Annotated in this window: 3 protein-coding genes; all 3 read right to left on the bottom strand. The window is 67.8% G+C overall.

Going from position 1 to position 12,268, the window contains the following annotated elements:
* Positions 1–2: 2 nt before the first annotated feature.
* The 3 genes from AC1RAA_RS10635 to AC1RAA_RS10625 all read right to left on the bottom strand — a co-directional run bounded on the left by AC1RAA_RS10635 (position 3) and on the right by AC1RAA_RS10625 (position 12,257).
* The gene (locus tag AC1RAA_RS10635; RefSeq protein ID WP_157627276.1) at positions 3–272 is read right to left on the bottom strand and encodes a hypothetical protein; all 270 of its coding nucleotides are present in this window, start codon (positions 270–272) and stop codon (positions 3–5) included.
* A 41-nt stretch (positions 273–313) separates the two neighbouring features.
* Complete coding sequence (locus AC1RAA_RS10630) at positions 314–11,308, bottom strand: peroxidase family protein (RefSeq protein ID WP_492729573.1); 10,995 nt, start codon at positions 11,306–11,308, stop codon at positions 314–316.
* A 496-nt stretch (positions 11,309–11,804) separates the two neighbouring features.
* The gene (locus AC1RAA_RS10625) at positions 11,805–12,257 is read right to left on the bottom strand and encodes a hypothetical protein (RefSeq protein WP_492729575.1); all 453 of its coding nucleotides are present in this window, start codon (positions 12,255–12,257) and stop codon (positions 11,805–11,807) included.
* Between the last annotated feature and the right edge of the window lie 11 nt (positions 12,258–12,268).

Raw genomic sequence — 12,268 nt, 5'->3', positions numbered from 1 at the left:
GCTCAGTTGACCTGCTGGTCTTGGGCCGCGGCCTGCGCCGCGGCTTCCAGCGACTTCACCCGCCGCACCAGCCGGTCGATGGTCACCATCTGCGCCGAGTAGGCGCGCGACAGTTGTTGGGTCGCGTCGCACAGGCCCTGGATGGCGACGCTCAGCTCGTCCTTCTTCGCGTTGACCATGCCGATGCGCGACATGATCAACGTCGCCACCTCGCGCGGGTCGGAGATGGAGCGAGGGGCCTGCTGCGGGCTTGCGTTGTTTTTCTCGTCCATGTCGTTCTCCGTGGTCAATGTCGTTGAAACGTTGGCGGTGCTCATGCCGACAGCACGAAATCGGCCTGCGTGATGGTGTTCGTTCCCACCCCGTTCACGCCCATCAGCAGGATGCTTTCCAGGCCGTCGAACTCGACCAGCGTGTCGGCGCCCAGGTCGGTGATGGACACGTTGGCGGCAAAGTTGCCGGCGTTGATCCCCATCGCGGAGATGTTCAGCCGGTCCTGCCCGTTGAGCAGGTTCCCGCTGGCATCGAAGCCGAGGATCGTGTCGTTGCCGAACCCCGGCGCGAACACGAAAACGTCGTCTCCCGTTCCGCCGTCCATGGTGTCGTTGCCCGTGCCGCCGGTCAGCCGGTCCGCGCCCGCCCCGGTGCTGAGGGTGTCGTTGCCGCCACCGCCATCCACCACGTTCGCGGCATTCAGGAGGGCCACGGGCGCGAAGCTGATGTTGTCGTTGCCCTGGCTGCCGATCACGTTCTCCACCGAGCTCAGCGTGTCGGTGCCGGTCTCGGCGCTGGTGGCGGAGGTCGGCGTGACCGTGGCACCGGCCGAGGTGGCGGACAGGTCGTAGGTGTCGTTGCCGATGCCGCCGGCGTAGCTGTCGTTGCCGTCGCCCACCGTGGCGATGAAGGTGTCTGCGCCCGCATCGCCGTCCACCGTGTCGCTGTCCAGCCCGCCCGTGAGCCTGTCGTCGCCCGCCTGGCCGTTGATGGTGTCGTTGCCTGAGCCACCCAGCACGATGTCGTCGCCGGCGCCGGCGCTGATGGTGTCGTTGCCGCCCTGGCCGTCGATGAAGTTCGCGCCGCCATTGACGACGATGATGTCGTTGCCCTGGCTGCCGATGATGTTCTCCATCGTGTTGAGCGTGTCGGAGCCGATCTGCGCGCTCGTGGCGAGGTTGACCGTCACCGTCGCGCCGGCCGTGGTGGCCGACAGGTCGTAGGTGTCCACGCCGGCCCCGCCGACATAGCTGTCGTTGCCGTCGCCGATCGTCGCGACGAAGCGGTCGTCGCCGCCGCCGCCGTTCAGTGCGTTGGCACCGGTGTTGCCGGTCAGCGTGTCGTTGCCGGCGCCACCGGTCACGTTCTCGATGTTCGCCACCGATTCGAAGCCCGTGGCCGTGCCGGTGGCCAGGTTCACGGTGACGGCCGTGGTCGTGGCGCCGTAGCTCAGGGTATCGACGCCGCCCTGGAGGTCGGCTGTGACCGCCTCGATGCCGGTGACGGTGCCGCCCGCCAGGGACGCGATCGCCGTTCCCGTCAGCACCACCGCGAGCGTCTGGCCCAGCGCCGTGCCGGCGATGTTCAGCCGGTCGTTGGCACCCGCGCCGCCGTTGATCGTGTCGGCGCCGTCGCCGACGAGGTAGTGGAAGAGGTCGTCTCCCGCGCCGCCGTCGACCGTGTCGTTGCCGGCGCCGCCGGTGAGCGTGTCGTTGCCCTCGCCACCCGTCACGGTGTCGTTGCCGCCGCCGGCGTCGATGACGTCGTTGCCGCCCTGGCCGTCGATCACGTTCGCGCCGCCGTTGACGACGATGCTGTCGGCGCCCTGGCTGCCGATGAAGTTCTCGATGGCAGAGAGCGCATCGGTGCCCGTCTGCGCGCCCGTGGCGGTCGTCGGGGTGATCGTCACGCCTGCCGAGATCGCGGACAGGTCCAGCGTATCGGTGCCGCCGCCGCCGGTGTAGCTGTCGTTGCCGTCGTTCACCGTCGCAACGAAGCGGTCGTCGCCGCCGCCGCCGTTGAGCACGTTGGCCAGCGCATTGCCCACGAGCACGTCGGCGCCGCCGCCTGTCGTCACGTTCTCGATGCCGGCGATCGAGGTGAAGCCCGAGGCCGTTCCGGCCGTGAGGTTCACCGAGATGGCGGCGGCGCTGGTGTAGGTCAGCGTGTCCACGCCGGCCAGCAGGTCGGCCGTGACCGACTCGACATTGCTCACCGTGCCGCCGGCCACCACCGTGAGCGCGGTGCCGTTGTAGCTCACCGCGAGCGCGTCGGCCGCGGCCGTTCCGATGACGTTCAGGGTGTCCAGCCCCGCGCCGCCGTCGACGGTGTCCGTGCCTTCGCCCATCGTGTAGTTGATGGTGTCGTTGCCGGCGCCGCCGGCGATGCTGTCGCTGCCCGCGCCGCCGTCGATGAGGTCGTCCTGGCCCAGGCCGTTGATGGCGTCCGCGCCGCCGCCGCCGAAGATCACGTCCTGGCCTTCAGTGCCCGTGAGGACCTGGGCGGCGTTGTTGGCCGCGATGAAGTCGCCCGTGACCACGGTGGCCGCGGAGCGCACCGTCTCGAGCGCGCCCGCATCGTCCGTGAAGCTCACCGTCAGGCGCAGTTCGCGGTTGACCTGGTCGGCGCCCGGCGTGAAGGTCGCCAGGGTGGCGCCCGCGATGGGCGTGAACCCGGCGGCGCCGCCGCCGACGCCCGTGTTGACGGCCTGTTCCCACTGGTAGCTGAAGACGGCACCCGTCAGCCCGTCCACGTCGCTGATGCCGAGGGTCGATGCCGTCAGCAGCTGGCCTTCGGTCGGCGTGGTGTCGCTGATCGTCGGCTGCCCGGTGGCCGCGGTGTTGAGGGCCAGCGGCGCGGTCGTGGCGGAGTACACGTTCTCCAGCACGTCGTTGGCGTCCTTGTAGACCGCCCGCACGCGCAGCGCCAGGCCGAGCTCGAAGGTCCGCGGCGTGAAGCTCGTGCCCGTGGCCCGCGCCACTTCGCCGCCGGCGTTCTCGATCAGGATGTCCTCGAAGATGCCGGGGCGGACCTCGGCCTGCCAGAAGTAGGCGATGGGGCCGGTGATCGCACCGTCGGGGTTGGTCGCGCTGACGTTGTCTGGGTCGGTCACGCCCAGGGCCGACACGGTGAGGGTCGCGCCCAGGGTGGGCGTGGTATCGCTGAGGGTCAGCTGGCCTTCGGGATCGAGGTTGAAGCCTTCTTCCGCAATGAACGCCGCGCCATCGGAGAACTGCAGGCGCTCGATGTTGCGCACCACGTCGATGCCGTCGGCGCCGGCCACGCCGTCCACGACATGGCTGATGCGCCAGACATCGTTTTCGAGGAAGGTGATCTCGTAGTTGCCGAAGACGTCCGAGAAGACGGCCGTGTCGAAGTCCGGCGCATCCGACATCAGGATCTCGCGGGCAATCGTGAGTTGACCCGGGTTGTAGGTGCCGTCGAAGACGCGCCCCTGCAGCTCGAGGTCGGTCATGGTGTCATAGCTCGCGATCTCGGCGCCGGTTCCGTCGGCGTTCTCCCGCACGCTGATGCGCACGTTCAGCCAGGCATCGCCGTCGATGATGTCGTTGCCGCCGCGGCCCTCCAGCAGGTCGCTGCCGCCGCCGCCCAGGATGATGTTGCCGGCGAACGAAGTCACCGGTCCGTCCATCTCCATGCCGACACCGAGCACCTGGTCCAGGAGGCCCTGCAGGCCGTCGATGAGTTCGATGTGGGTCAGCACGCTGCCGGTGGTGCCCGACAGCGCCATCGCGGCCGCATCGTTGTCGTCGCCGCGCAGGACGTCGGCGTGCGCCGAGCCCGACATGCCCTCGACCGAAGTGAACCGCGCCAGCACGGTCGCGTTCGAGATCGGCACGGGCGTCTCGTCGAAGGCACGAAGGAACAGGTCGGCCGTGACGCCGAAGGCGTCGTCCTTGAAGCCGGCCCAGTCGAAGCCGGAGCCGCCCTCGTAGCGGTCCACCTGCCCGCCGTTGCCGAACATGATGTCGTCGCCGCCTTCGCCGTCCATCCGGTCGGAGATCGAGTTGCCGATGAAGACGTCGTGGCCCACCACCTGGTCGCGGGCGAAGGCGTCGAAGTTCTCGCCGGCGCTGCCGTCGGCCATGCCTTTCTCGATCCAGTCGTCGCCTTCGTTGCCGAACACGAACTCGTTGCCGCGGGCGCCGAGGATGAAGTCGTTGCCCGTGCCGCCGAACGCCTCGGACGGGTCTTCGCCGGTGACGATGAAGTCGTTGCCGTGGCCGCCCAGGATCAGGTTGATGCCGTTGCCGCCGTGGATGGCGTCGTTGCCGTCGCCGCCCTGCATGTTGTCGTCGCCACCCAGGTCCGTCATGATGTCGTCGCCGGCCCCGCCGAAGACGAAGTCGTTGCCGTCCCCGCCTTCGAGCCGGTCATTGCCGGCGTCGCCCCAGAGCGTGTCGTCGCCGATGCTGGAAATGATGGTGTCGTTGCCTGCGGTACCGCCCAGAACGACGTGGTCCTCGCCGCTGTACTGCAGGTAGTTCGGATCGGCCGCTTCGGTGCCGGGGTTGTTGCGCAGCACCAGTGGCGTCAGGCTCCCCTCGGCCGTCGGATCGTCGCGCCCGTCGAGCCCCAGGCCCGTGAACTGCCGGGACGGGTCCACCTCCAGCGTGAACCCCGGCGTCGTGAAGATGTCGCCAGGCAGGTGCTCGACATCGGTGTTGGCCATCACCAGCCGGGCGAAGGAGTTGTTCTCCAGCTCGGTGAGGAAGTTCAGGCCCTGCGTGCGCTCCAGGTAGTAGAAGCGGTCGCCGTCCTGCAGCTTCTCCATCTGCTCCTCGAAGACGAAATTGAAGGTCGAGCCCAGCAGGCCGCCGAACGGCATCTGCTTTTCGGCCAGGCCGCCGATCCACAGGTCGATGTCGTCGACGCCGGTGGTCGTGATGCCGGCCTCGTCCGCGTAGGCATTGCGTCCGTACAGGAAGTCGAGCCGGTCCTCCGGCGCACCGATGCCGCCGTAGACCAGTGCCACCGCCGCCGCGCGCTTCTCGATCAGGGTGTCGGCGGCGGCCAGGCTGGCGTGCACGCCGTAGGCCGCAATGAAGTTGACCACCGAGGCCTCATGCTTGATGTGCTGCATGAAGTCGACCCAGTTCGCGTAGGGCTTGAGCTGGCTGTCGCCGGTCACGCCGTAGAAGTCGCGCCGCGCGGCGTTGAGTGTCGGCACGCCGGTGTCGCGCCCGCGCACGATGTTGATCGTCGCCAGGTCGAGCGGCAGGCCGAGCAGGTTGTTGCGAAGGGCCTCGGTCACGAACTCGTCGATCTCGTTGCCCTGTTGCCGCGTGAGGCCGCGCGCGAGCGCGCCGGCGGCTTCATCCGCCGTGATGCCGCTGGCGGCGAACGCGAGCGGATTGAGGAAGGCCTCGATCAGCCCGAGCTGCTGCGTGGGGTCGGCCGTGCCGCCGATCACGTTGAAGTCGACGTCGAAGCGGTCCACCGTCTCCGTCAGCATCGAGTGGCCGAAGCGGTACACCGTGTGGGCGAACTCGGCGACGATCGACGGATCGATCTCGGTGTCGTAGACCTGGGTGGCGGCAAAGAAGATGTCGATCTGCGGCTGCACCTTGCGCGCGAACTCTTCGAACACCAGGTGCTGGTACTGCATCTCGGTGCCGAAGCGGGCCGCCTGGAACAGGCGCTCGCCGTCCCACGAGCCATCGGGCAGGTGCCATTCGGCAATGAAGGCCGCGTCGCCCGACGCCATGATCACCGCCTTGGTGTGTTCGACCAGCCGGTTGTGCTCGGCGTGGAACACATGGTGAATGCTGGTCAGCGCGATGTTCTCGTTGACCCGGCCGTCGCCGGCGATGTAGTGCGCATCGAGCAGTTCGTCGTCGTAGAAGCCCGCGGCCGGTGTGCCGCCGATCTGGTCGTCGGTATCGGCCGTCAGCGCGACGCCTTGGCTGTTCACCGGGTTGGCGGTGTGGGCGATGTCGGCCAGGAACACGTGACCCGTGCGCACGGCCAGGCTTGCATCGATCGGCGCGCCCGGCGAGCCCGAGGCCAGCGTGCCGCCGGCCTGCAGCACGATCTGTGCGAAGCCGGTCACCGGGTCGGGAATGAAGTTGCCGTACTCGTCGGCCGCCAGCAGCGGCAGGTTGAGCGCGTCGGCATTGTCCAGCGCGATGCCCAGCAGGTCGCGCGCCTGCGCCTTGACCACCGCCCAGGTGGCCATGCCGCCGAGTTCGATGTCGTCGGCCGTGCCGAAGAGGCCGTCGGCACCGAGGTCGCGGTTGGTGATCAGCCGCCCGGTGGCGACCGGCTTGCCTTCGGCGTTGAGCTCATAGGCGCGCAGGAAGACCTGGTGCGAGGGGTGCGACGTGTAGGTCTGGTTCTGGTCGATGAAAGGCGTCGTGAGGTTCGTTGCCTCGTGCGTGGTGTCGTCCGCGGTGCCCATGACGCCGTCGGCGCCGGGTCCGGCAACCTGGGTGGCGCGCGTCAGCACCAGGAAGTTGCTGTTGCTGCCCGACACATAGAGCGGATCGTCGGGCTGCAGCGGGACGAAGATGGTGCCGTTGCCGCCCTTGGCCACGAGGTCCAGGCCGTGGTCGAAGAACTGGCCGAAGAAGGTCATGAAGGCGTTGAACGGCGCCGACAGGCCTTCGTCCGGCGCGGTGTTCGGAATGACCAGCAGGGTGCCGACGGGAATCGCCACGCCGTCCAGGTCGTACAGGACACCGTCCACCAGCGTGCCCAGGCCCGCGTCGACGAATGCGCTCACTGCCGCCGGGTTGTTGCTCGTCATGTCGACGATCAGGTTGCTGATGATGCGCGGGTCGGCGTCCACCACATTGCCACTGGGGCCGTAGTCCGTGTTGGTGAGCGTGCCCCCCGGGCCGAGGTTGATGCTGTCGCCGTCCTGGTCGTTGCGGAACACCGGATCGACCAGGCGCGGGAACACCTGGTCCGCCGCGCCAAAGCCGGACTGGCCCTGCACCAGGTTGTTGTAGGAGCCGTCCACCGTGCGCAGGCCGAGCGGCGCGCGCGCGTTGTCCAGGATGTCGGTCAGCGCCTCGCCGTTCGCGTGTCGCTCCGAGATCTTGATCTGCTCCAGGATGAACTGCAGGTCGGACTGCAGGAAGCGCACGCCCGCGCTGTCGACCAGCGCGGAGGAAGGCGCCGGCGCCGGCGGCACGACGGCCGCCACGCCGGTGACCGCCGCGGTGGGCGTGGAGTACACGGTTTCCAGCACGCCGTCGGCATCGCGGTACACGGCCCGCACCCGGATGGCCAGGCCGTCGAAGGGCGCGGTGACCCGGAAGGTCGTGCCGTTCACCGTGGCGGGCTGGCCGCCGCCCAGGTCGATGATGTCGCGGAACACGCCCGGCGCGCGCGTCGGGTCGGCCTCGTACTGCCACGTGTAGCTGATCGGCCCGGTGACGGTGCCGCCAGGGTTGTCCGCATCGGTGAGGGCGGCCGACACGCTCAGGAGCTGGTTGATCTGCGGCGTGTCGTCGCTGATCGTGACCGAGCCGCCCGGTGCGTTGTTGCTGCCGGACAGCAGTTGGACGGTGTCGGAGAACTGCAGCCGCTCGATGTTGCGCAGGATGTCGGTGCCGTCGGTGCCGACGTTGTCGGTGACGGTGGTGCGGCCGTCGGCGCCGGTGGTGACGGTGTAGTTGGCGCGCAGCCCGGAGAACATCGCGGTGTCGTAGTCGGCGCTGTCGGACATCAGGATCTCGCGCACGATGCTGAGCTGGCCCGGGTTGATCTCGCCCGAGAGCATGCGCGGCACCAGCTCCTTCAGGCTGTCGACGCTGGTGAGGCCGGGCACGCCCGAGACGGCGATGCGCACGTTGAGCCAGGCGTCGCCGTCGATGATGTCGTTGCCGCCGCGGCCCTCGATGAGGTCGCTGCCGTCGCCGCCCAGGATGATGTTGCCCTCGCCGAACGAGGTCATGCCCGCGGGCAGCAGGCCTTGCAGGCCGTCGATCAGCGCGATGTTGGTGAGCACGCTGCCGGTCCAGCCGGCCTGCAGGATCTCGACGGCGTCGGCGTCGTCGCCGCGCAGGAAGTCGGCGAAAGCCGATCCCGACAGGCCTTCGGTGAAGGCGAAGCGGTCCATCATCGCGGCGTTCGAGTTGACCACCGGGGGCACCACGAAGTCGTTGACGATCATGTCGGCGGTCACGCCGTACTTGTCGAACTTGTAGCTGGCCCAGTCGAAGCCGGAGCCGCCGTCGAAGTGGTCTTCGCCGTCGGAGCCGGTGAAGATGTCGTCGCCGCCTTCGCCGATCAGCTCGTCGAAACCGCCGCCGGAGATCAGGACGTCGTTGCCGATGACGCTGTCTTGCACGAGCGGGTCGAAGCTGTCGCCCGTGGTGCCGTCCTGGGTTCCCAGCTCGATCCAGTCGTGGCCCTCGTTGCCGAATGTCGGCAGGTTGCCCTTGCTGCCCAGGACGAAGTCGTTGCCCTGGCCGGCAAAGACTTCCGAGACGTCCTCGCCGGTGATGATGAAGTCGCTGCCGTCCCCGCCGATGATGAGGTTCGCGCCGTTGCCGCCGTGGATGACGTCGTTGCCCTCGTTGCCCTTGAGCACGTCGTCGCCGCCGCGGTCCGTGATGATGTCGTCGCCCGCGCCGCCCTCGACCTGGTCGTTGCCGTCGCCGGACTCGATGCGATCGTTGCCGCCGTCGCCGTAGATGGTGTCGTCGCCGATGCTGGCGATCAGGGTGTCGTTGCCGGCGGAGCCGCCGAGCACGACGTGTTCGTCGCCCGTGTAGCGCAGGTAGGTGGTCTCCACGGCCGCGGTCGTGGGATCGTCACGGATCACCAGCGGGGTGAGTTCGGTGCCGCCTTCGGTCGGGTCGCCGTGGCCGTCCACGCCGATGCCGGTGAACTGGCGCAGCGGGTCGACTTCGAGGATCAGGCCCGGGGTCGAGAAGATGTCGGCCGGCAGGTGCGTCGCGTCGGTGTTGAGCATCACCAGCTTGGCGAAGGTGTTGTTCTCCAGTTCGGTGAGGAAGTTGAGGCCGGCCAGACGGGAGAGGTAATAGAAGCGGTCGCCGTTCTGCAGCGCCTCCATCTGCGACTCGAAGACGAAGTTGAAGGTCGAGCCCAGCAGGCCGCCGAAGGGCATCTGCTCTTCGGCCAGGCCGCCGATCCACAGGTCGATGTCGTCCACGCCCGTGGTGGTGACACCGCCGACCATCGCGTAGATGCCCGTGCTGTTCAGGAAGGCGAGCCTGTCGGCTTCGTCTGCAACGAAGCTGCGCTCCGCGGCCGTGCCGGCGTTGAGAACCACGGTGCCGCCGAAGACGAGTGCGGCCGCCACGGCCCGCTTCTCGGCCATCGTGTCGACGTCCGCGGCGGTCAGCGCGCCATGCGTGCCGTACGCCGCAATGAAGTTGATGACGGAGGCTTCATGCTTGAGGTGCTGCGTGAGGTCGACCCAGCTCGTATAGGGCTTGAGCTGCGGGTCCGCGGTCGAGGTGTAGAACTCCCGGCGCGCTTCGTTGAGCGTGGGAATGCCGGTGTCCCGGCCGCGTGCGATGTTGATGGCGGCGAGGTCCAGCGGCAGGCCCAGGAGCTGGTTGCGCACCGCGTCGGTGACGAACTCGTCGATCTCGTTGCCCACCTGCCGGGTCATGCCGCGCACGATGGCGCCGGCCGCCTGCTCCGGCGTCAGTGCGCCGTCGTTGTTGAACCCGATCGGGTTGAGGAAGGCATCGACCAGCGCGAGATCGCTCGACAGGAAATTGGGGTCCAGCCGGTCCACGGTCTCGGTCAGCATCGTGTGGCCGACGCGGAAGACCGCGTGTGCGAACTCGGCGACGATCGCCGGATTGATCGTCGTCTGGTAGTTGGTTTCGGCCAGGAACTCGTCGACGGCCGGCTGCATCTTGCGCGCGAACTCTTCGAACACCAGGTGCTGGTACTGCATCTCCGTCGCGAAGCGCGCGGCCTGGAAGATGCGCTCGCCGTTCCATGAGCCGTCGGGCAGCTGCCATGAGGCGATGAACGCAGCGTCGCCCGTGGCCAGGACGGTGGCCTTGATCTCTTCGGCCTGCCGGTTGTGCTCGGAGTGGAAGACGTGGTGGACGGAGGTCAGGGCGATGTTCTCGTTGCCGCGGCCGTCGCCGGTGATGAAGTGACGGTCCAGCAGCTCGTTGTCATAGGTGCCCGGTTCCGAGAGGCCGACGGCCGAGTCGCTGTCGGGCGCCAGCACGCCGCCCACGAACACGGGCGCCGCGGCATGCGCGATGTCGTTCAGGAAAGCATGGCCGGTGCGAACGCCCACGCTGGCGTCGAGGGGCGCGCCGGGCGTGCCCGAGGCGAGCCCGTTGCCGTCCGGGTCCAGCGGCCCGCCGACGTCGGCGGCGCGCAGCACGATCTGCGCGAAGCCGGTCACGGGATCGGGGATGAACTTGCCGAACTGGTCCGTCGCCAGGAGCGGCAGGTCCAGCACGTCGGCGTCGTCGAGCTGGATGCCGAGCATCAGCGCCTGCGCCTTGACCTGGGCCCAGTTGGCAAGACCGCCGTCGGCGCCATCGAGCAGGCTGCCCGTGGCCACCGGACGGCCGTTGGCGTCGAGCACGTACTCGCGCAGGAACACCTGGTGCGAGGGATGCGAGGTGTAGGTCTGGTTCTGGTCGACGAAGGGCGTGGTCTGGTTGGTCTGGTCGCCGTTCGCATCGCGCGTGGCGCGCGACAGGATCATGAAATTGGGGGCGCCGGGGGCCGTACTGAACAGCGGATCGTCCGGCTGCAGCGGCATGAAGATCATCTCGGTGCTGCTCTTGTTGACCAGGTCGAGTCCGTGGTCGAAGAACTGGCCGAAGAAGGTGAACCATGAATTGAAGGGCGCCGAGAGGCCTTCGTCGGGCGTGGTGTTCGGAATCTCCAGCAGCGTGCCGGGGGGAATGACGACGCCCTGGAGGTCGTACAGGACGCCGGCTGCGTCGAGCGTTCCGAGGCCCGCGGCCACGAAGGCGCTCACCGCCGCGGGGTTGTTGCTGGTCATGTCGGCGACCAGGTTGCTGATCAGCCGCGGGTCGGCATCGACCACGTTCCCGGCGCTGCCGTAGTCCGTGTTGGTGATCCCTGCGAAGGCGTCGTCCTGCTCGTTGCTGTAGGTCTGCGGCACCAGCTGCGGGAACGGGTTGTCTGCGGAGCCGTAGTCGCTCTGGCCCGGCATCAGGTTGTTGTAGGACCCGTCGACCGTCCGGAGGCCGAAAGGCGCAAAGGCGTTCGGGACCAGGCTGGCGGGGTCCGCTCCCGCTGCTTGTGCTTCCGCAATGAGAATTTGTTGAAGAATGAATTCGAGATCGGACCTGATCAGCGTGGCCATTTCTATTCTCCTCAAGACGAACGACTTTCAATGCAGCCCCGGTCCCGCCTACATGGCGAAAAGGCTCATGTAGCGTGGCTCAGGAGTGACCGCGCGCCTGGAATTGCCAGCCGCGGGTTTTTCGAGGAAGTGATGCAGCGCGTGACCCGGTGGCGGTCACGCCTGGGGAGCGGCTAGGGTCGTCGTCGGCCGCTCAGGCACCGCAGCGGGGCGGTGCAGCAAATATCCATTGCGCGATGCCGGTCAGGCGCGATGCCGGCATGGAGATGAAGCCCGCATTTCATGCGGACCTTGATTCGACACTTGTTCATGCGATACCCCCACCATGGATCCTGTCAAAAAGAATCTAGGTCGGCGCGCCGAAAGTCGTTGCCGCTTGTAAGCGGACGGCAACCGGTGGTCGATTGGTTGTCTTCGAAAACGAAGGTGCTAATTATGAGAGGCCATCTTCAGGAATGCAACTTTCTCACATACAAATTAACTGACGAGAACCTGACTACGCGCGCCAGAGCCAAAAAAAAACAGCGACCGCGGCGACACCGGCCGAAATCAGGGCGATCAGCGCCATTTCCGCATGGCCGCCATTGCTTTTTTGGGACGCCGCAGCGAAAGCGGGAGGGCGTTCATTGCCGTGTGGCGGGCTCGCGAAGGGGCTGTAGACGGCGGAGCCGGGACGCTCCGGGTCACCGCTTCCTGTTGTGGCCGCCGGATCGTCGGGAGAGGCCGTCACCACGGCCGCGTCGCTTGCGACTTCGCCGTCCGGAACGCCGCCATCCGGGTTCTCGTGTGCCGCAACGGCCGCCGACGTCGCTTCCGTCGCGATCGCCAGGTCGGCGCACATGACCTGCGTGGCCCAGGCCGCGACAAGCATGGCCTGGACGAAGGGCCGCTTGTCGAGCGCGCGGCGAGGGCGCGATCCGGCGGCGAAGGGGCAATCGATCGGGGTCATGGAGTCGCTGC

The organism is Variovorax sp. GW823-FHT04F07, from assembly GCF_058795995.1.
Note: the sequence above shows the minus strand (reverse complement) of the source record. Positions and strands in the feature narration are given on the sequence as shown.

Bases quoted from the DNA above. Each gene is read 5' to 3' on its own strand.
- AC1RAA_RS10630 (WP_492729573.1), bottom strand. From the start codon at position 11,308: ATGGCCACGCTGATCAGGTCCGATCTCGAATTCATTCTTCAACAAATT.
- AC1RAA_RS10625 (WP_492729575.1), bottom strand. From the start codon at position 12,257: ATGACCCCGATCGATTGCCCCTTCGCCGCCGGATCGCGCCCTCGCCGC.
- AC1RAA_RS10635 (WP_157627276.1), bottom strand. From the start codon at position 272: ATGGACGAGAAAAACAACGCAAGCCCGCAGCAGGCCCCTCGCTCCATC.